The following is a 19,347-nucleotide window of genomic DNA, read 5'->3' as shown; positions in this document are numbered from 1 at the left end:
TGGTGCGGGCCGCGTTCACCTGGCAAAACAAAATCCCGGATGATCAGGCCATCCGGGATTTTGTGTTGTTCGTACGTGTACTGCGGTGGTGCGTGGCGCCTGGAACGAATCCCTAGCGGACGACGACGGCGAGCACGTCGCGTGCGGAGAGGACGAGGAGGTCGTCGCCACCGAACTTGACCTCGGTTCCGCCGTACTTGGAGTAGATGACCTTGTCGCCCACGGCAATGTCGAGCGGGATGCGGTTGCCGTTGTCGTCGATACGGCCGGGGCCGACGGCGACAACTTCGCCCTCCTGGGGCTTTTCCTTGGCAGTGTCAGGGATGACCAGACCTGATGCGGTGGTCTGCTCGGCGTCGACCTGCTTGATGACGATGCGATCCTCGAGCGGCTTGATGGAGACCGACACGGTTGACCTCTTTCTTAGCTAAGACTTGGTTGGCAGACTCACAGCGAGAGTGCTAACAGCGAGTTTAGGGCGCTTCTGGCACTCACGCAACGTGAGTGCCAGACTCGGGCGTTCCGGGCGCGGCGGCCACGGCTTGATATCGTTTGGACAATGGACCGCTCCGAGCTTGTTGACCTGTTGTCCCCCGAGGGGCTGCGCCTGTTGGACTCGCTTCCGCCCTGGGACAACGCCTCCGATGTGGTGCGCCTCGTGAGCGACCTGCGGAAGGCCGGCCACCCGCAGGGACTCGTGACCGCGGTGCTCGGCCAGTCCCGGCTGCGGGCGAAGGCCGTGGCCAAGTTCGGCGACTTCGCCGGGCGGATGCTCTTCACAGAGGCCGGTCTCGAACAGGCCACCCGCCTTCCCGTCGCCGCGCTGCACGCCGGCCGGTTCGCCGCTGCCGGACTGAAGCGGGTCGCCGATCTCGGCAGCGGGATCGGCAGCGACTCCATGGCCCTCGCCGCGCTCGACATCCAGGTGACCGCAGTGGACACCGACGAGGTCACGGCCACGGTCGCGAGCTACAACCTCGCCCCCTTCGACAATGCCACCGTCGTGCACGGTGACGCGGAGACCTTCGACCTCACCGGCTTCGACGCGGCCTGGCTCGACCCGGCCCGCCGCACGGCAGGTCACAGCAACACCTCCCGGCTGACCCGCCCGGAAGACTATTCGCCGAACCTCGACTTCGTCTTCGGCCTGAGCGAGCGGATGCCGATCGGCGTGAAACTCGGTCCGGGCCACGACCGCGACGGCATTCCCGCCGCCGCGGAAGCGCAGTGGGTGTCCGTAGACGGAAAGCTCGTGGAGATGGGGCTCTGGTTCGGCGTTCTCGCTCGCGAGGGCATCCGCCGTTCGGCCCTGCTCCTGGGCAGGGACGGCCGGCACGAGCTGACCGCGGCCGCGGACAGTCTGGACGTCGAGACCGTGCCCGGAGAGGCAGGCGTGCCAGGGAGCTACCTGTATGAGCCGGATGGCGCGGTGATCCGGGCGCGGCTGATCGGCGACCTGGCCCGCAGCATGGACGCGCTGATGCTCGGGGAGGGCATCGCGTACCTGAGCTCAGAGTCGCTGCACGAGACCCCGTTCGCGACGGCGTTCCGGGTGCTCGAGTCCCTGCCGGTGGACGAGAAGAAACTCCGGCTCGCGCTCAAGGAGCGTCGGATCGGCACGCTCGAGATCAAGAAGCGCGGCGTGGACGTTGACCCGGCCGTGCTGCGCACCCGGCTGAAGCTGCACGGGTCCGAGTCGGCCACTCTCGTGCTCACCCGGGCGGGCGGGCGCAGGCTTGCTCTGCTCGTGGAGCGGGTGCAGCCGCCGCGCTGAGCACTCAGTGCCGGACACTGGAGTGCCCGGAGTTCAGTGCCCGGAGCTCAGTGCGGGATGGGGCTGATGCCCTGGCTGATCAGCACGATCCAGCCGGCGGCGATGACGAGGCCCGCGAGGCCGGTACCGAGGCCCCAGGCCCAGATCGAGACGGCCGCGCGTTCGGTGCGGCTCGCCCAGACGGAGAGCACGACGGCCGCGAGCGAGAGCGGCGCGGTCCAGAACACGAAGACAGCGCCGGCGAGACCGACGGCGCCGAAGCAGAGGGACGCGACAGAGACGGCACGCCTGCTGGCGAGGGCGCGCAGCTCGGACTCGGTGTAGACGTACGGCACCCATTCGGTGGGAGCCGTGACGGTCGACGCGTAGTCGAGTTCGCCGGTGACTTCCTCCGGCGGGCGCGTCAGTTCGAAGCGGAGCTCGTCACCGGCGGCGCGTGCATCCGTCATCGCGGCCTCCCGGTCCGGTCACTTCGCCCGGGGAACGGGCTCTCAGCGATAGTAGTAGGTACTCGGCATGCTTGCGAAGACGATGATCCAGACGACGATGCTCAGCAGGGAGAGGGCGACGCCAACGATGCCCGTGATCAGGCCGGTGAGCCACAGGGCACGTGCGCGCGATTCCCTCGTGCGCCCGAGCGCCCCGAGCACGATGGCCGCGGCCGGAAGCAGCAGGGTGAGCACCCCGCCGACGAAGGGGATGAAGGCGACCGGGAGGCCGAGCAGTCCGACGACACCTGCGACGAGCGAGAGAATGCTGAGCAGCGGCTGGCGGGTGGGAGCCTGCGTCCCCGGGGCGGGCGGGTACGGATACCCGGAACCGGGCGGCGGCGGTCCGGCGGAGGGAGGACCGCCGGGCGCTGGACCGGCGGTCGGAGCATCCGTGAACGGCGGGCCGGCGAACCCAACGCCGCCGGATGCCAGGGACTCCGTTCCGGGCGGTCCTGCAGCGGCCACGGTGGACTCGCCGCGCGGAATCTGCGGGACCTCGGGAACCTCGGGCACGTGCGGCACGTCGGGCACCTGCGGAACCTCGGGAACCGGAGGGATTCCCGAAGCGCCCGGGGCGTTCAGATCACTCATGAGCTGTTCCTTTCCACTTCATTGACGGGTCAACGGTGACGACAGGTCAGTCGTGACGACGCCAGCAGGGACGATCCAGTGGGTCAGTAGCTGGAGTACCCGTTGGTCGAGGCCGTGCTGATCAGGACGACGAAGAGGATCGCGCCAATGATCCCGGCGACGATGCCGAGGTAGCCGAGCACGAGGCCGGCGATTGCGAGCCCTCGGCCCTTCTCCCCGGTCTTCTTGATCTGGCTGAGCGCGATGTGGCCGGTGATGATCGCCGCGAGAGAGACGAAGAACGCCGAAACGAGCGACACGATCGCGAGGACGTTGTACTTGTCCTGGGCGAGGGGCTGGCCGTATGCCTGCTGGCCGAACTCCTGCTGCTGGCCGTACTGCTGCTGCTGGCCGTACTGCTGCTGCTGGCCGTACTGCTGCTGACCGTGGGTGTCCGGAGCGCCGTACGCCGGGGCGGCAGGCGCCTGGTACGCGGGGGCGGCGGGCGGCTGGTAGATCGGGGGCTGGTTCACCGGGGGCGGGGTTACCGGAGGCTGGTTCGGGTCGGTCATGACTAACGGCTCCTTTGGGCTTCGATCAGCTGGCGGTGCCATAGTGGCACCCCCATTGAACGGGTGTCAACGCCCATGACGAGCCATGTCTGTTGCGTCCAGCGTATCGCGGATGCATAGGAACCGGAGATGGGACGCGGTTTTCAGCCCTGGATAACGGAGGCGGGGAGCGTTGAATCGGCGCCGAAGTCAAGGGTGGACGGCTCGTGACCCGCCATGATCAGCTGGGCGCCGAGCGCGGCGATCATGGCGCCGTTGTCGGTGCACAGCGAAAGCGGCGGGATGCGCAGGGCGATGCCTGCGGCATCCGTACGCTCGACGGCGACCTCGCGGAGCCGCGCGTTCGCGATCACCCCGCCGCCGAGGAGGAGGCGCGGCACCCCGAGGTCGGTGCACGCTGCGACGGCCTTGGTGAGCAGGATGTCGATGACGGCCTCGCGGAAGCTCGCCGCGACGTCCGCGAGCGGCACGGTCTCCCCCGCGTCGCGGGTCTGCTCGACCCAGCGGGCGACCGAGGTCTTCAGCCCGGAGAAGGAGAAATCGTAGCGGTGGTGTTCCATGTCCTTGTGATGGCTGAGGCCGCGGGGGAAGCGGATGTACGCCGGATCGCCGCCGAGCGCGACGCGGTCGATCTGCGGGCCGCCGGGGTATGGCAGGCCGAGGATGCGGGCGACCTTGTCGAAGGCCTCCCCCGCCGCGTCGTCGATCGTCTCGCCGAGCAGTTCGACGTCGGAGACGAGGTCGCGCACGAGGAGAAGCGAGGTGTGCCCTCCGGAGACGAGGAGGGCGATCGTCGGGTATTCGAGGGGCTCCGTGCCCGGGTCGGTGTCGGTCTGGAGCACGTCGGCGCCGACGTGGCCGACGAGGTGGTTGACCGCGTAGATCGGCTTGCCGAGGGCGATCGCCAGTGCTTTCGCGGCGCCGACGCCGACCATGAGGGCGCCGGACAGGCCGGGGCCGTAGGTGACGGCGATCGCGTCGACGTCCTCGAGGCGGATGCCCGCGTCGACGGTTGCCGCGCGGATCATCGGGACGAGCTCTTCGAGATGGGCGCGGGCCGCGACCTCGGGCACGACGCCGCCGTAGCGGGCGTGCTCGTCCATCGAGGAGGCGATCGTGTTGGAGAGCAGCCGGCTTCCGCGGACGATCCCGATGCCGGTTTCGTCGCACGAGGTTTCGATGCCGAGCACCAGGGGGTTGTCGCGGTTCATTCGGTCGCCTCCGCGGGATCCGTCGGGTCGGTCGGGGACTGCACCGGGTCGGGCGCGGCGAGCGCCGCCTCCGCGGGCGGCACTGCGAGTCGCATCACGAGCGCGTCGACGTTGTCCGGCTGGTAGTAGCCGCGCCGCACACCGATCTCCTCGAAGCCGAGCCGGAGGTAGACCCGCTGGGCGCCGGGGTTGTCAGCGCGGACCTCGAGGAATACCTCGCGGATGCCGCGCTTGCGGGCCTCGGTGACGAGGCTCTGCACGAGGGTGCCGCCGAGACCGTGCCGGCGGGCCGTCTCGGTGACGGCAATGGTCTGGATGTCGCCCTCGAGCGCCCCGCGCGGCGCGAGCAGCCCCGCGTATGCCTCGATGCGGTCTTGTTCGTCCGGCGGGACAGCGACGAGGTAGTAGCAGTCGGGGTCGGTCACGTCCCGGAGCATGCCCTCCGCGGACCAGGCGTCGTTCTCGAAGAGGCGGGTCTCGAGGGCCATGATGCCGTCGAGGTCGCCCGCGTGGGCGCGGCGCAGCTGCCAGGTCACTCAGCTCACCCGTTTCGGACCGTTGGAGAGGGTGACGTCGGGCGAGCGCAAGTAGAAGGCGGCGTCGGTCGCGAAGACACGGTCGTTGGCCAGCAGCAGTTCGGCGACCCTGCCGAGGTCGGCGGCCGGAACGGTCACGGCGTCCGCGCGGACCAGGCCCGCGTAGACCCAGTCGGGCTCGAGGAGGACGGCCGGTTTGGCCACCCCTGGCGCGGCGAGGCGCACGGGCAGGCCGGCGGCATCCGCCCCGCTGTAGGCCGACCAGTTCACCTCGCGCCGGCGGGCGTCGGTCACGACGACGAGGCCGCCGGTGTGGCCGGCCCGAAAGCGGCTCAGGGCGATGGCGTCGTGGCTGATCACGGGGAGGAAGGGCAGGCCGGCACCGAGAGCGAAGACGCGGGCGGCGGCGATGCCGACGCGGAGGCCGGTGAATGGGCCGGGGCCCATGCCGCCGACGACACCGGTGAGGTCGGCGACCCGCACGTTCGCCCGGTCGAGACACTCGGCGATGAGGGTGCCGATCACCTCGGCGTGGCGCATGGTGTCTGCGGTGTCGATGTCCGCGAGCACGCCGCGGACCCCGTCGAGGACCGCGACGCTGGTTCCGGCGGAGGTATCGATGGCGAGAAGCACCTGTTCAGCCTATTCCCCGGGCCATGCGCCCTCGAACGCGGCCCAGCGGGGGCCGAACCCGGTGATGGTGACGGTGCGCGGCTCGTCGAGGTCGACGTCGAGGTCCAGGCCGGGGGCGGCGGCCCCCGGAGCAACGGATGCCAGGGCCGGGCCGGCCACGCCCGGCCGGCCGGACTGAAGAGCGCCGGTCGGCCGCTCGATCTCGATGTCGAGCCAGGAGTCCGCGACCCCGTCGAGCAGCCCGCGACCCCACTCGACCACGACGACGGAATGCTCGAAGTCGATGTCGAGGTCGTCGAGTTCCATCGCATCCTGCAGCCGGTAGGCGTCGACGTGCACGAGCGGCGGGCCGCCGACAAGGCTCGGATGCGTGCGGGCGAGCACGAAGGTCGGGCTCGTCACCGCGCCGCGCACGCCGAGGCCGACGCCGAGGCCGCGGGTGAACGTGGTCTTGCCCGCGCCGAGCGGACCGGTCAGCACCAGCAGGTCGCCCGCACGGAGCTCCGCGGCGACCTGGACACCCCAGGAGTTCATCGCGGCGGCGTCGGGGATCACCCGGCGGCTCATCGTTCGGGCTCCCCGCTCTCGCTGAAGACAGCCCGGTAGCTGCGCGGAACGCGGTGCCCGATCCGGGTGACGATCTCGTAGTTGATCGTGCCGGCGGCATCCGCCCAGTCGGCCGCGCTCGGCACCGGCTCCGTCGCTCCCCCACGGGCGTCGGGGTCGCCGAAGAGCACGACCTCGTCTCCGACGTCGACACCGTCCTGGCCGAGACTCACGACGAACTGGTCCATCGCGATGCGTCCGACGATCGGATAGCCGCGGCCGTTGATGTTGACTCGCGCAGAGCCGGATGCCGCGCGGGGCACACCGTCCGCGTAACCGAGCGGGACGAGGGCCAGATTGCCGTCCTCAGGGGCACGCCACAGGTAGTCGTAGGACACGCCCGCTCCCGCCGGCACCCGGCGAACGGCCGCGACGCTCGCGCGCAGGGTCATCGCCGGCGAAAGGCCGAGCTCCCGCGGGCTCGCGTCGTCGAAGGGGGACAGCCCGTAGAGGCCGATGCCGATCCGCACCATGGAGAACCGGGCGGCGGGCAGGCGCAGGGCGGCCGCGGTCGACGCGAGGTGCGCGAGCTCCGGGGTCAGCCCTGCCGCTGCGGCGAGGTCGAGGCCGGAGCTGAAGCGGGCGACAGCCTCGTCGTCCGCGGCCGGGGAGGCGTTGGAGAGATGGCTGAAGATGCCGCGGACGTGCACGAGGCCATCCCGTTCGAAGCCGGAGGCGAGCGCGAAGACCTCGGCCCAGTCCGGCCCGTTCAGGCCATTGCGGCTGAGGCCGGTGTCGAGCTTCAGGTGGACGTTCGCGACGCGGCCGAGCCTGCCGGCGGCATCCGCTATGGTTCGCAGCTGGCGGGCGGACGAGATACCCAGGTCGATGTCCCGGGCGATCGCGGCCGCGAAATCCGTGTCGGGCCCGTGCAGCCAGGCGAGGAGCGGGGCGCCGATGCCTGCGTCCCTGAGCGAGCGTGCCTCGGTGAGGTCGGCGACGCCGAGCCAGTCTGCCCCGGCGGCGAGGGCGGTGCGGGCGACGGGGACCGCGCCGTGGCCATAGGCGTTGGCCTTGACGACGGCCATGAAATGCGGGGTGCCGATCGCGGCGCGCAGGTGGGCGACGTTCGCGGCGATCGCACCGAGGTCGATGACGGCCTCGCGGAACTCGCTCACGATGCACCCTCGAGCACCACGAAGGCGCAGGCTACGCCCGCATCGTGGGTCATCGTGAGGTGCACGGAGTCGACGCCGCGCGCACGCAGCACCTCGGCCATGACCCCGCTCAGCCGGAATCCGGGGTTACCGTGCGCGTCGCTCACGACTTCCATCTCCTGCCAGCTCGTGCCTGCACTGTCGCCGAGCGCCTTGATCAATGCTTCCTTGGCCGCGAACCGCGCCGCGAGGGAGTGGATGGGCAGGTCACGTTCGGCGGCCGCGAACAGCCGGGGAACGAGTCCGGGCGTGCGCAGAACCTGCCGGTCGAACCGGTCGAGGTCGACGATGTCGACGCCGATGCCACGAATCACGCCCGCGACCGCCTGCCCGTCCCCACTCCGCCAGCGCTTATTCGACCGTGACCGACTTCGCGAGGTTGCGGGGCTGGTCGACGTCGAGGCCCTTGACCGTTGCGAGCTCCATCGCGAAGATCTGCATCGGCACGACCGCGAGGAACGGCTCGAAGAGCGGCGAGGCGAGCGGGATCCGCAGCACGGTGTCCGCGAACGGCAGAACGGCCACGTCGCCCTCTTCGGCGATCGCGATGATGCGGGCGCCACGGGCGCGGATCTCCTGGATGTTCGAGACGACCTTGGGGTGCAGGTGCGCGGAACCGCGCGGGCTCGGCACGACGACGAAGACGGGCTGGCCGGGCTCGATCAGCGCGATCGGGCCGTGCTTGAGCTCGCCGGCAGCGAAGCCCTCTGCGTGGATGTACGCGAGTTCCTTGAGCTTGAGCGCACCCTCGAGCGCGATCGGGAAACCGACGTGGCGGCCGAGGAACAGCACGGCACGGGTGTCCGACATCCAGGCGGCGAGTTCGTGCACGGCGCTCTCCTGGAGCAGGGTGGTCGCGATCTTTGCGGGAATGGCCTGCAGCTCGACGATCTGGGCCGCGGCATCCGCTTCGGTCATACTGCCGCGCACGCGGGCGAGGTGCAGGGCGAAGAGGTAGAGGGCGGCGATCTGGGCGGTGAAGCCCTTCGTCGAGGCCACGGCGACCTCGGGACCGGCGTGTGTGTAGATCACGGCGTCGGACTCGCGGGGAATGGTCGCACCCTGGGTGTTGCAGATCGAGATGGCCTTGGCGCCGGACTCCCTGGCGAACTTGACCGCCATCAGGGTGTCCATGGTCTCGCCGGACTGGCTGATGGAGATGATCAGGGTCTCCGGGTTCAGCACCGGGTCGCGGTAGCGGAACTCGTGGCTGAGCTCGACGTCGACGGGTACCCGGGTCCACTTCTCGATCGCGTACTTGGCGACGTAGCCGGCGTTCGCCGCGGTGCCGCAGGCGACGATGACGATCCGGCGGATGCCGGCGAGCACGTTGTCGCCGAAGGCCTCGAGCTCGGGCACGACGGCCTGGCCCTCGTGGATGCGGCCGAGGAGGGTGTTGGCGATGGCGTCAGGCTGCTCGGAGACCTCCTTGGCCATGAAGCTGGACCAACCGCCCTTTTCGGCGGCGGAGGCGTCCCAGGCAATGTCGAATTCCTCGAACTCGACGGCGTTTCCGTCGAAGTCGGTGATGGTGACGCGCGAGGGGGTGATCGTGACGATCTGGTCCTGGCCGACGGCGACGGCCCGGCGGGTGAACTCGACGAACGCTGCGACGTCGGAGCCGAGGAAGTTCTCCCCGTCGCCGAGGCCGATCACGAGCGGAGAGTTGCGACGGGCGCCGACGACGACACCGGGCTGGTCCTGGTGCACCGCGAGGAGGGTGAATGCGCCGTCCAGGCGGCCGACGACGCTCAGGAACGCGGCGCTCAGATCGCCGAGGCGCTGGTATTCGCGGCCGAGCAGCACCGCGGCGACCTCGGTGTCGGTCTCGCTCTCGAAGGTGAAGCCCTCGGAGAGGAGCTCCTCCTTGAGAACGGAGAAGTTTTCGATAATGCCGTTATGGATCAGGGCGAGCTTGCCGTTGTCACCGAGGTGCGGATGCGCGTTCGCGTCGGTCGGTCCGCCGTGGGTGGCCCAGCGGGTGTGGCCGATGCCGGTACGGCCGTTGTTCATCGGGTTGCCTTCGAGGTCCCCGGCCAGAATGGCGAGCTTACCGGCCCGTTTCCTGGTGTTCAGAACGCCGTCATCGTCGATGACCGCGATCCCCGCCGAGTCGTACCCCCGGTATTCCAGTCTCCGCAACCCCCTCATCAGGACCTCGACGCTTTTATCTTCACCGACATAACCCACGATTCCGCACATAGCCCCGATTTTAGTCCGACTAAGCTGTGTGGAATGTCCGATCCAGCCGCGAGCCTCTGGAACAACGGCCACACCACACCGTTCGTCGAGCTGGATCGAGCGGACTGGGCGGCCCTTGCACCCACCACCCAGCTCCCCCTCCGTGAGACCGAGATCGTGCAGTTGCGCGGCCTCGGCGAGCCGCTCGACCTCGGCGAGGTGACCGATGTGTACCTGCCCGTCAGCCGCCTGCTCAACCTCTATGCCGCTGGAGCAAGCCAGTTGCACCGGGCGACGAGCGATTTCCTCGGCGAACGCGCCCGGCGCACCCCGTTCGTGATCGGCGTCGCCGGGTCAGTCGCCGTCGGCAAGTCGACGATCGCCCGGCTCCTGCGCGAATTGCTGGCCCGCTGGGAGGACACCCCCCGGGTCGAACTCGTGACCACCGATGGGTTCCTGTTCCCGAACGCCGAACTGGCCCGGCGCGGACTGATGGCTCGCAAGGGGTTCCCAGAGTCGTACGACCGGCGATCCCTGCTCCGCTTCGTGTCCGCCGTCAAGGGCGGCGCGGCCGAGGTGCGGGCTCCGTTCTATTCGCACCTGAACTACGACATCGTGCCCGACGCGCAGATCGTGGTGCGCCAGCCGGACGTCCTCATCGTCGAAGGCCTCAACGTGCTCGCGCCGCCGACAACGGGTCACGGGCTCACGGTCAGCGACCTCTTCGACTTCACTGTGTACGTGGATGCCCGCACCCAGGACATCGCCCGCTGGTACGTCGACCGGTTCCTGCGCCTGCAGCGCGGCGCGTTCAGTAACCCGAAGTCGTACTTCCACCGGTACGCGACGATGACCGAGGATGAGGCCCGCCGTGAGGCCCGCCGCATCTGGGACGAGATCAACGAGCCCAACCTGGTGCAAAACATCCTGCCGACGCGCTCCCGGGCGACCCTGGTGCTCCGCAAGGATGAGAACCACGCCGTGTCGAAGGTGCTGCTTCGCAAGCTCTGAACGGTGCGTCATCCGCCCGCCGCCCGGACCGATTCGACGGAGATTTTGGGGTTTAAACACGTGAGAGACCGGGTAAACCGGTTCAGAACGGAAAAACTCCGTCGAATTCGTTCGGCCCGCGGCGTAGAGTCGGCGTGACATTCGTTCTGGCCGACCCGCCTGGAGGCGCGATCGTGAGAGCCGCCTACACCGCGCTGGTGCTGTACCTGGCCGGTCCGCTGCTCGCGCTCATCCTCGTGCCGACCGAACCGGGGATGATGTTCTTCGCCGGCGTCGCCGTACTCGGCCTGGCGCTCGTGATCGCGGTCAATTGCCGGCTCACGGCCGCCGACGCCCTCGAGATCACAGTCGGCCGCCGCTCCCACCGACACCGCGAGGTGCTCAGCGAACTCGCCGCACCGAGTCATCCCAACACCGCCGGGCGTCCACGCCCGCGCGCACCGGCCCGGCCGCTCGCGGTCGCCTAGTCCTCAGCCGGCAACTCCAACGCAGGGCGAGGCCGCGCGACCGCAGACGCGCCCCTCTTCCTCCGACCGTTGGGATATCCTCCGTGGACCTCTATTCCGTTGCGCCCGTCGCAGCCCTGCTCCAAGCCGCCTCGGCGGCCATCACCACTTTCTCCTCCGCGCTCGCACCTCTCTCCGGCGCGAGCAGCACCGCACTCGTCATCGTCCTGGTCACGCTTCTGCTGCGGGCAGCTCTCGTACCGGTCGGCCGCGCCCAGGTGCGCGCCGAGTTCGTCCGCAGGCGCCTCGCCCCGAAACTCCGGGAGCTGCAACGCCGGTACCGGACCGACCCCGAGCTACTGAGCCGCAGGACAGCTGAGCTCTACGCAGCTGAGAAGGCGTCGCCCCTGGCCGGATGCCTGCCGACGCTCCTGCAGGCGCCGATCGTGTCCACCGTGTACGCGCTCTTCGTCCTCGCCAGCATCAACGGACATCCGAATCCGCTCCTCGCTCAGGAGCTCGGCGGCGTCCCGCTCGGCACGTCGTTCCTTGCGTTTCTGGGCACCACCCCGGTCTTCTGGCCCGGACTCATGCTGTTCGGAGCGCTCCTCACCGTCATCGCTCTGACCGCGGGGCTCTCTCGACGACTGGCTGCGAGATACGCCTCTCCGGTCGTGCCGACAGCCCAGCCCGCTGCATCACGGCTCGCCGCAATCCTCAGCTGGCTCCCGTTCCTGACGCTTGTGTTCGCGAGCGTGGTCCCGCTGGCCGCGACGCTCTACCTCACGGTGAGCACGGCCTGGACGCTCCTCGAACGCGGCATCCTCTACCGCGCGTTCGCTGCGACCGGGCCCGGGTCCTAGAGGGAGTTGAGGGCGAGGCGCACGCGCACGATGTCGGCGAGCGAATGCGCGAGCCGGTCGGCGGTGGCCTGGTCGGCCGCCTCGACCATGACGCGCACCATCGGCTCGGTGCCGGACGGACGCAGCAGCACCCGGCCGGTGTCGCCGAGTTCGGCTTCGGCCTCGCGCACGGCGACGGCGATGACCTCGTCGGATTTCAGCGCGTGGTGATCGACGCCGCGCACGTTCACGAGGATCTGCGGGAACACGGTCATCACGGCGGCGAGCTCGTGGAGCGGCTTGCCGGTGCGGGCCATCTCGGCGACGAGGTGCAGTCCGGTGAGGATGCCGTCGCCGGTGGTCGCGAAGGCCGTCATGATGACATGACCGGACTGTTCCCCACCGAGGGACAGGCCGTGCGCGTTGAGCTCTTCGAGCACGTAGCGGTCGCCGACCTTGGTCTCGATCATGCGGATGTCGTTGGCCGCCATGGCCCTCCGGAGGCCGAGGTTGCTCATCACGGTGGCCACGAGAGTGCGGTCCTTGAGGACACCGCGCTCAGCCATCGACACGGCGAGGATCGCCATGATCTGGTCACCGTCCACGATGTTGCCGTGCCGGTCGACGGCGAGGCAACGGTCGGCGTCGCCGTCGTGGGCGATGCCAACGTCGGCACCGTGCTCGAGGACGGCCTTCGCGAGGTTGTCGAGGTGGGTCGACCCGACCCCGTCGTTGATATTGAGCCCGTTCGGGTTGGCGCCGATGACGGTCAGGCGCGCGCCGGCATCCGTGAAGACCTGCGGGGACACGCCGGCGGCCGCGCCGTTGGCGCAGTCCAGGACGACGTGGATACCGTCGAGGCGGTGCGGGAGGGTACCGAGCAGGTGCACGACGTAGCGGTCTTCTGCGTCCGCGAAGCGTGAGATCCGGCCGACGTCGCCGGCGATCGGTGTGAGTTTGTCGTGGTCGAGGTGGGCCTCGATGCGATCCTCGACGTCGTCGGGAAGTTTGGTGCCGCCGAAGGCAAAGATCTTGATGCCGTTGTCGGGGGCGGGGTTGTGGGAGGCGGAGATCATCACGCCGAAGTCCGCGCCGATGTCCGCGATCAGGAATGCCGCGGCCGGCGTGGGGATGACGCCGGCGTCAAGGACGTCGACACCGGAACTGGCGAGGCCCGCGGCTACTGCCGAGGCGAGGAATTCGCCGGAAATGCGCGGGTCACGTGCGAGCACGGCCACCGGACGGCGGCCCTCGGCACGGCGCGATTCCGCACTGCGACCCTGCGTGAGCACTGCGGCACTCGCCTGAGCGAGGCCCAGGGCCAGGCCAGCCGTGAGATCACGGTTGGCCAGGCCCCGAACACCGTCGGTGCCGAAAAGTCGAGGCATGTCGGCGCCGACTATCGTTCTAGCGCTTCGAGAACTGAGGCGCCTTACGGGCCTTCTTGAGTCCGGCCTTCTTGCGCTCCTTGACGCGAGCGTCACGGTTGAGGAAGCCGGCCTTCTTGAGGATGGCGCGGTTGTTCTCTTCGTCGATCTGGTTGAGCGAACGCGCGATACCGAGACGCAGGGCGCCGGCCTGGCCGGAGGGGCCACCGCCGGTGATGCGTGCGATGACGTCGTAGCTACCGATCAGGTCGAGGACCTTGAACGGGTCGTTGATGAGCTGCTGGTGAAGCTTGTTCGGGAAGTAGTCCCCGAATTCGCGACCGTTCACCGTGATGGTGCCGGAGCCGGGAACGATGCGCACGCGGGCGATGGCCTGCTTGCGACGGCCCACGGCTGCGCCGGGAACGTTGAGGACGGCGCGGGGCGCCTTGGTTACGATTTCGGCCGGGGTCTCGGTGGAATAGCTCTCCGGAGCCTGGTCAATCTGATCTGCGATCTTCGCCACGATGGTGTGAATCCTTTTTTTCTTAGAGTCGAGAAGTCTGGTGGCCGGCGCTACTGAGCGACCTGGGAGAGGGTGTACGGCTTGGGCTGCTGCGCAGCGTGCGGGTGCTCCGGGCCTGCGTAGACCTTGAGCTTCGCGAGCTGGGCGCGACCGAGCGAGTTCTTCGGCAGCATGCCGCGAATCGCCTTCTCAACCGCACGCGTCGGGTGCTTCTCGAGCATCTCCGAGTAGTTCTGGGCGGAAATGCCGCCCGGGTAACCGGAGTGGCGGTATGCGATCTTCAGTTCGAGCTTCTTGCCGGTGAGGGCGATCTTCTCGGCGTTGACGATGATGACGAAGTCTCCCATGTCCATGTGGGGAGAGAACGTTGCCTTGTGCTTCCCCCGGAGGAGAACGGCGGCGTGGCTGGCAAGACGACCGAGCACGATGTCTGTGGCGTCGATGACGACCCAGTCGTGCTGGACTTCGCTTGCTTTGGGAGTATAAGTGCGCGTCACTGTTGTGCTGCTTTCTTGTTCGAACGGAGGTGTTCGTGAATCCCGCTCCGGGTGTGTTCCCCGACGGGGAACACGATCGATGGAGGGCTCACGTTCGCATGCCTGGCTGCAACGCACAGACACCAAGGGTCAATGGTAGTCCGCCGGGAGCGTCGGCGCAATTCGGCTGCGCGATTCGGCGGCGCGCTGCTCTACTCTTCGTCCTCGTCGAGGGCGCGCCGGGCACGGGTCTCGAGGGCGCGGGCCGCGAGCTGGTCGTCGGCGGGATAGTCCACCGCGAGCAGGGTGAGGCCCTGCGGCGGCATGACCTTGAACTCGCTCGTGCGGGCCCGGTTGATCCGCAGCGTCGCAAGCCGCTCCCCCGCGAGCCGTCCCTCTCCGACCGCGACGCACGCCCCGACGAGCGCCCGCACCATGCTGTGGCAGAAGGCGTCCGCCTGCACCGTCGCGACGAGCACGCCGTCCGGGTCCCGCCGCCAGCTGAACTCCTGCAGAGTGCGGATCGTCGTGGCGCCCGGCCGGGGTTTGCAATAGGTCGCGAAGTCATGCAGCCCGAGCAGGGACGCCGCGGCCACCTGCATCGGTTCCAGGTCGAGCGCGAAGCCGTGCCAGGTCGTGCGCAGCCGGTCCTGCGGGTTGTGCCCGAGCACCGAGTCGGCGATCCGGTACTCGTAGCGGCGCCAGTTCGCCGAGAACCGAGCGTCGAATCCGGGGGGTGCGACTGCGGATGCCTTGATCACGATCTCCGGCTGGGTCACCAGGATCCCCCCGAGCCTCCGCTGCACCATCACCGCGAGCGTCGCAGGGGTCCGGCCCCTTCCCCGTCGGAGCAGGCCCCCAACCTGGTCGGGGGTGAGGTCGAAGTGCGCGACCTGACCGAGGGCGTGCACCCCCGCATCCGTGCGCCCGGCGACGATGAGGGACGGATACGGCGGGTAGCTCTGCAGGATCGCGGCGAGCCCTGCCTCGATCTGGCCCTGCACGGTGCGGAGCTCTGGTTGAATCGCCCATCCCGAAAAATCGGTGCCGTCGTAGGCGATGTCCAGCCTGATCCGGGTGTTCTCCGGGAGCCGGGAGACAACGGGGGCGGCAGGAAGATTCACGGAGGTAAGTGTAAGTGCCGGGCCGGGTATCGTAGAACCCGGATCGGCTCCGCTCACCGCTATGAAACTCAGTTACCGCACTCCCGCATCCCTGCGCCCGGACTCTGAGACTCGGGATTCGCGCCGTTTCTCCGGCCTCGACGGCCTGCGCGGCATCGCCGTGAGCGTTGTGCTCGTCTTCCATTTCTTCCCACAGATGCTGCCCGGCGGCTTCGTCGGCGTCGACGTGTTCTTCGTGATCAGCGGGTTCCTGATCACCGGTCTCCTCGTGGACGAATATGCCAGGTCCCGCCGGATCTCGTTGCGCCGGTTCTGGAGCCGCCGGGTGCGCAGGCTCGTGCCGCCGCTCGTTCCCCTCGTGCTGCTCTGCTGCACCGTGGCGTGGATGCTCGGGGGCGACGTGCTCGTCGGCCTCGGTTGGCGAGTGCTCGGCGCGGTGACGTTCGGCTACAACTGGGTGTCGATCGCAGGCTCGACGAGCTACTTCTCGGCGACGAGTCCTGAGCTGTTCCGGAACCTCTGGTCCCTGGCCGTCGAGGAGCAGTTCTACCTGGTCTGGCCGTTTGCGCTGCTCGCGGTGCTGCTGATCCGGAGCGCCCGGATTCGCCTGGCGGTCGTGTGCACCCTCGGCGTCCTCTCCCTGCTCTGGATGGGGTTCCTGTTCCAGCCGGGCGCAGATCCGACCCGGGTCTACTACGGCTCGGACACGCACAGCTTCGGGCTCTTCGCCGGCGCGGCCCTCGCGCTCCTGCTGCGGCACCCGAACGGCTTGGTCACACCGACCAGCAACGCCAACGCCAGTGCCGCCCGCACCGGCCCAGCGGGCTTCACCCGATTCGCCTCCCGGCTCGCCTCCCCCGCCCGGCTGCGCCCCTGGCTCGGCCTCGTCGCACTGCTCGGCATCGGTGCGGCTGCGGCGTGGCTGCCCGCCGCGGGGCCGTTGGCGTACCGGGGCGGGCTCGCCGCCATCAGCCTGCTGTCCTGCGTCGTGATCTGGGCCGCCGTCCGCGGCGCCCGATTCGGCCGCTGGCTCGACACCCCGGTGCTCCGGTGGACCGGCGAACGGTCCTACGGCATCTACCTCTGGCACTGGCCCCTCTTCGTGCTCGCCGGCGTCGCCTGGCCGGCCGCCGGCGTCGAGGTGCACCTGCTCGTCGCCGCCGTCGCCGTGCTTGTGGCCGCAGCCTCGTACCGGTGGCTCGAGCAGCCGGTGCGGCGCAGGGGCCTGCGCGGCGGCATCCGCTCCCTGTCGCGTTTCGCGACCGAGTCGTGGTCCCGGCTCGCGGTCGTCGGCGTCGCAGCGATGGTCGGCCTGATCCTCGTCGGCGGCACGACGGCCGCCGTCGTCGTCGCACCCGCCGAGACGAGTGCGCAGGCACGGATCACGAGCGGCCGGCACCTGCTCGAAGCCGCCCAGGCCGACCGGAAGCGCGAGGACGCCGAGCGGAAGAGCGACCCGACCGCGGCGCCGGCGCCGGCCGCACCGGGCGACCTGATCTCGGCCGTCGGCGATTCCGTGATGCTTGCCTCGGCCCCCGAGCTCGAAGGCCGGTTCCCGGGCATCCTGATCGACGCCGCCGTGTCCCGGGGCATGCGCGCGGCTCCGGACATCCTTGCCGCCCAGGCCGCCGCCGGAACACTGCGTCCGGTCGTCGTCGTCGGGCTCGGCACGAACGGGCCGATCACCAGGGATGAGCTGCTCGCGATCGAGGCCACGATCGGCCCCGACCGGAAGCTCGTGCTCGTGACCGCCTTCGCCGACCGGGACTGGACGGCCGGCGTGAACGAGGCACTCGCCGGTTTCGCGGCCGACCACCGCCTCGTGGGCATCGCCGGCTGGCACGACGCGATCGCGCCGCACACCGATGTCCTGGCTGGGGACAACATCCACCCCGGTCCCACCGGAGGGCGGATCTACGCCGATTGCATCGCGTCCGCGCTCGACTGGCTCGCCCCTCAGCATCCGTTGCACGGCCGGGACCCCTTCCGGCTCGGCCAGGACCCTGTCGTCCTCCGCCCCGTGGCATAACTCCTGCAGGTTCCGGGGCCGGCGCCCGGGAACCGCGGAATCACGCCACTGTTTTCTGTCCTGGTCAGAATGTGCAGGAGTTATGCCTCACGACGGGGAGACACAGAAGAAGGGCCCGACCGAAGTCGGGCCCTTCCAGGTAAAGCGGGTGAAGCGTGGGTTACTTGGCTTCCTCGACGGGAGCCTCGGCAACGACCTCGTCCACGGCCGGGGCGTCGACGACGGCCTCGGTCTCGGTCTCGGCGGGGGCCTCGACGACGACCGGCGCGACTGCAGCAGCTGCGGCGGCGGACGTCTTCGCGGACTTGACCTTCGGGGTGACGGGCTCGAGGACGAGTTCCATCTGGACCATCGAAGCGTTGTCGCCCTTACGGAAGCCGAGCTTCGTGATGCGGGTGTAGCCGCCCTCGCGCAAGGCGACCTGGGGTGCGATCTCGGTGAAGAGCTCGTGCACGACGGTCTTGTCGCCGATGGTGGCCAGAACGCGACGACGGGCGTGCAGGTCGCCCTTCTTCGCGAACGTGATCAGTCGCTCTGCGACCGGACGAAGGCGCTTGGCCCGCGTTTCGGTCGTCTTGATCGACTTGTGGGTGAACAGCGAGGCGGCAAGGTTGGCGAGCATGAGGCGCTCGTGTGCCGGGCCGCCACCGAGGCGGGCTCCCTTAGTGGGCGTGGGCATTAGTAATCTCCAGTATCAAAAGTCAAAAGTCAGTCGGGAGACTGCTTTTAGATGGTTTCTTCGTCGTAGCCGCTGTAGAAGTGGGCGCCGTCGAATCCGGGCACCGAGTCCTTCAGTGACAGGCCAAGCTCGACGAGCTTGTCCTTGACCTCATCCACCGACTTCTGTCCGAAGTTGCGGATGTTCATCAGCTGGGTCTCCGAGAGGGCGACCAGTTCGCTGACGTTGTTGATGCCTTCACGCTTAAGGCAGTTGTACGAACGAACCGACAGATCGAGGTCTTCGATCGGGATCGACAGTTCGGTCGACAACACGGCGTCGACCGGCGCGGGGCCGATTTCGATGCCCTCTGCCGCGGTGTTCAGTTCGCGGGCCAGACCGAACAGCTCGGTCAGGGTGCGACCGGCGGATGCGATGGCGTCGCGAGGCGAAATCGCCGACTTGGTCTCCACGTCGACGACGAGGCGGTCGAAGTCGGTACGTTCACCGGCGCGGGTTGCCTCGACGCGATAGGTCACCTTGAGCACGGGCGAGTAGATCGAGTCCACCGGAATCTGGCCGGCCTCGGAGTACTCGTTGCGGTTCTGGGTGGCCGACACGTAGCCGCGGCCACGCTCGATGGTCAGTTCGAGTTCGAACTTCGCCTTGTCGTTCAGGGTGGCGATGACCAGTTCGGGGTTGTGCACCTCGACGCCGGCCGGAGCCGAAATGTCGGCGGCGGTGACCTGGCCGGCACCCTGCTTGCGCAGGTACGCGGTAATCGGCTCGTCGTGCTCGCTCGAGATGACGAGTCCCTTGATGTTCAGGATGATCTCGGTGACGTCTTCCTTGACACCGGGAACCGTACTGAACTCGTGCAGCACGCCGTCGATACGGATGCTGGTGACAGCGGCTCCGGGGATCGAGGAGAGCAGGGTGCGGCGCATGGAGTTGCCGAGGGTGTAACCGAAGCCAGGCTCGAGCGGCTCAATGATGAACCGGGACCGGAACTCCGAGATGTTCTCCTCGGTGAGCGTGGGGCGCTGTGCGATAAGCACTATTGATTCCTTTCGGCAAAGTGTCCGCTATATGACACTTGCGAGGCGAGGTGTTGAGTGTGAAAGAAAAAAGAATCGC

22 protein-coding genes are annotated in these 19,347 nt (G+C 68.7%); 5 read left to right on the top strand and 17 right to left on the bottom strand.

Annotated features, from left to right (window positions below; all coding sequences use genetic code 11):
* Positions 1–112 precede the first annotated feature (112 nt).
* Positions 113–409, bottom strand: coding sequence for a co-chaperone GroES (groES, locus tag RCH22_RS19300; protein WP_092339382.1), 297 nt, complete (start codon positions 407–409; stop codon positions 113–115).
* A gap of 150 nt (positions 410–559) precedes the next feature.
* On the opposite strand from groES, the gene RCH22_RS19295 reads away from it, so the two are divergent.
* Entirely contained in the window at positions 560–1,774 is a 1,215-nt protein-coding gene (locus RCH22_RS19295; protein ID WP_327015218.1) for a class I SAM-dependent methyltransferase, read from the top strand.
* Between the two features lie 47 nt (positions 1,775–1,821).
* Here the strand turns inward: RCH22_RS19295 and RCH22_RS19290 are convergent, their stop codons facing one another.
* From RCH22_RS19290 to glmS, 10 genes are all read right to left on the bottom strand, one after another.
* Positions 1,822–2,223: a hypothetical protein gene (locus RCH22_RS19290; protein ID WP_327015217.1), complete on the bottom strand. Its 402-nt coding sequence runs from the start codon at positions 2,221–2,223 to the stop codon at positions 1,822–1,824.
* Between the two features lie 42 nt (positions 2,224–2,265).
* Positions 2,266–2,856, bottom strand: a complete 591-nt coding sequence (locus RCH22_RS19285) for a hypothetical protein (protein ID WP_327015216.1) — start codon at positions 2,854–2,856, stop codon at positions 2,266–2,268.
* Between the two features lie 83 nt (positions 2,857–2,939).
* Complete coding sequence (locus RCH22_RS19280; protein WP_327015215.1) at positions 2,940–3,407, bottom strand: DUF4190 domain-containing protein; 468 nt, start codon at positions 3,405–3,407, stop codon at positions 2,940–2,942.
* 143 nt (positions 3,408–3,550) lie between these two features.
* Positions 3,551–4,618 carry a tRNA (adenosine(37)-N6)-threonylcarbamoyltransferase complex transferase subunit TsaD gene (gene tsaD / locus RCH22_RS19275; protein WP_327015214.1) on the bottom strand — a complete coding sequence of 356 codons (1,068 nt, stop codon included), beginning with the start codon at positions 4,616–4,618 and terminating at the stop codon, positions 3,551–3,553.
* Entirely contained in the window at positions 4,615–5,154 is a 540-nt protein-coding gene (rimI, locus tag RCH22_RS19270) for a ribosomal protein S18-alanine N-acetyltransferase (RefSeq protein WP_327015213.1), read from the bottom strand. The genes tsaD and rimI overlap by 4 nt, the downstream gene beginning before the upstream one ends.
* Positions 5,155–5,787 carry a tRNA (adenosine(37)-N6)-threonylcarbamoyltransferase complex dimerization subunit type 1 TsaB gene (gene tsaB, locus RCH22_RS19265; RefSeq protein ID WP_327015212.1) on the bottom strand — a complete coding sequence of 211 codons (633 nt, stop codon included), beginning with the start codon at positions 5,785–5,787 and terminating at the stop codon, positions 5,155–5,157. It lies immediately after the preceding gene.
* 9 nt (positions 5,788–5,796) lie between these two features.
* On the bottom strand, positions 5,797–6,354 hold the full coding sequence (gene tsaE, locus RCH22_RS19260) for a tRNA (adenosine(37)-N6)-threonylcarbamoyltransferase complex ATPase subunit type 1 TsaE (protein ID WP_327015211.1): 558 nt from the start codon (positions 6,352–6,354) through the stop codon (positions 5,797–5,799).
* Positions 6,351–7,514, bottom strand: coding sequence for an alanine racemase (gene alr, locus RCH22_RS19255; RefSeq protein WP_327015576.1), 1,164 nt, complete (start codon positions 7,512–7,514; stop codon positions 6,351–6,353). The genes tsaE and alr overlap by 4 nt, the downstream gene beginning before the upstream one ends.
* Entirely contained in the window at positions 7,508–7,864 is a 357-nt protein-coding gene (locus tag RCH22_RS19250) for a holo-ACP synthase (RefSeq protein WP_327015210.1), read from the bottom strand. The genes alr and RCH22_RS19250 overlap by 7 nt, the downstream gene beginning before the upstream one ends.
* 37 nt (positions 7,865–7,901) lie before the next feature.
* Positions 7,902–9,752 (bottom strand): glutamine--fructose-6-phosphate transaminase (isomerizing), encoded by a 1,851-nt coding sequence (glmS, locus tag RCH22_RS19245; protein ID WP_327015209.1) that lies wholly within the window; start codon positions 9,750–9,752, stop codon positions 7,902–7,904.
* A gap of 33 nt (positions 9,753–9,785) precedes the next feature.
* On the opposite strand from glmS, the gene coaA reads away from it, so the two are divergent.
* The 3 genes from coaA (at position 9,786) to RCH22_RS19230 (ending at position 12,051) form a co-directional block, all read left to right on the top strand.
* Positions 9,786–10,742: a type I pantothenate kinase gene (gene coaA / locus RCH22_RS19240; RefSeq protein WP_134449920.1), complete on the top strand. Its 957-nt coding sequence runs from the start codon at positions 9,786–9,788 to the stop codon at positions 10,740–10,742.
* A 134-nt stretch (positions 10,743–10,876) separates the two neighbouring features.
* Entirely contained in the window at positions 10,877–11,209 is a 333-nt protein-coding gene (locus RCH22_RS19235; RefSeq protein ID WP_327015208.1) for a DUF6412 domain-containing protein, read from the top strand.
* Positions 11,210–11,292: 83 nt separating this feature from the next.
* Entirely contained in the window at positions 11,293–12,051 is a 759-nt protein-coding gene (locus RCH22_RS19230; protein WP_327015207.1) for a membrane protein insertase YidC, read from the top strand.
* Here RCH22_RS19230 and glmM read toward each other — a convergent pair.
* The 4 genes from glmM to truA form a co-directional block, all read right to left on the bottom strand.
* Positions 12,048–13,418, bottom strand: coding sequence for a phosphoglucosamine mutase (glmM, locus tag RCH22_RS19225; RefSeq protein WP_327015206.1), 1,371 nt, complete (start codon positions 13,416–13,418; stop codon positions 12,048–12,050). The two genes, RCH22_RS19230 and glmM, sit on opposite strands and share 4 nt — an antisense overlap.
* A 19-nt stretch (positions 13,419–13,437) precedes the next feature.
* A complete protein-coding gene (gene rpsI / locus RCH22_RS19220; protein WP_134449916.1) occupies positions 13,438–13,923 on the bottom strand; it encodes a 30S ribosomal protein S9 in 486 nt (161 codons plus the stop codon).
* A 50-nt stretch (positions 13,924–13,973) separates the two neighbouring features.
* Complete coding sequence (gene rplM / locus RCH22_RS19215) at positions 13,974–14,420, bottom strand: 50S ribosomal protein L13 (RefSeq protein ID WP_134449915.1); 447 nt, start codon at positions 14,418–14,420, stop codon at positions 13,974–13,976.
* Positions 14,421–14,611: 191 nt separating this feature from the next.
* A complete protein-coding gene (gene truA / locus RCH22_RS19210; protein ID WP_327015205.1) occupies positions 14,612–15,523 on the bottom strand; it encodes a tRNA pseudouridine(38-40) synthase TruA in 912 nt (303 codons plus the stop codon).
* 61 nt (positions 15,524–15,584) lie between these two features.
* Here truA and RCH22_RS19205 point away from each other — a divergent pair, with 61 nt between their 5' ends.
* Positions 15,585–17,552: an acyltransferase family protein gene (locus RCH22_RS19205; protein ID WP_327015204.1), complete on the top strand. Its 1,968-nt coding sequence runs from the start codon at positions 15,585–15,587 to the stop codon at positions 17,550–17,552.
* 160 nt (positions 17,553–17,712) lie between these two features.
* On the opposite strand, the gene rplQ is transcribed toward RCH22_RS19205, so the two are convergent.
* A complete protein-coding gene (gene rplQ, locus RCH22_RS19200; RefSeq protein ID WP_327015203.1) occupies positions 17,713–18,231 on the bottom strand; it encodes a 50S ribosomal protein L17 in 519 nt (172 codons plus the stop codon).
* Positions 18,232–18,278: 47 nt separating this feature from the next.
* Complete coding sequence (locus RCH22_RS19195; RefSeq protein ID WP_134449911.1) at positions 18,279–19,268, bottom strand: DNA-directed RNA polymerase subunit alpha; 990 nt, start codon at positions 19,266–19,268, stop codon at positions 18,279–18,281.
* Positions 19,269–19,347: the final 79 nt, after the last annotated feature.

Source organism: Cryobacterium sp. GrIS_2_6 (assembly GCF_035984545.1).
Taxonomy (GTDB): domain Bacteria; phylum Actinomycetota; class Actinomycetes; order Actinomycetales; family Microbacteriaceae; genus Cryobacterium.
Note: the sequence above shows the minus strand (reverse complement) of the source record. Positions and strands in the feature narration are given on the sequence as shown.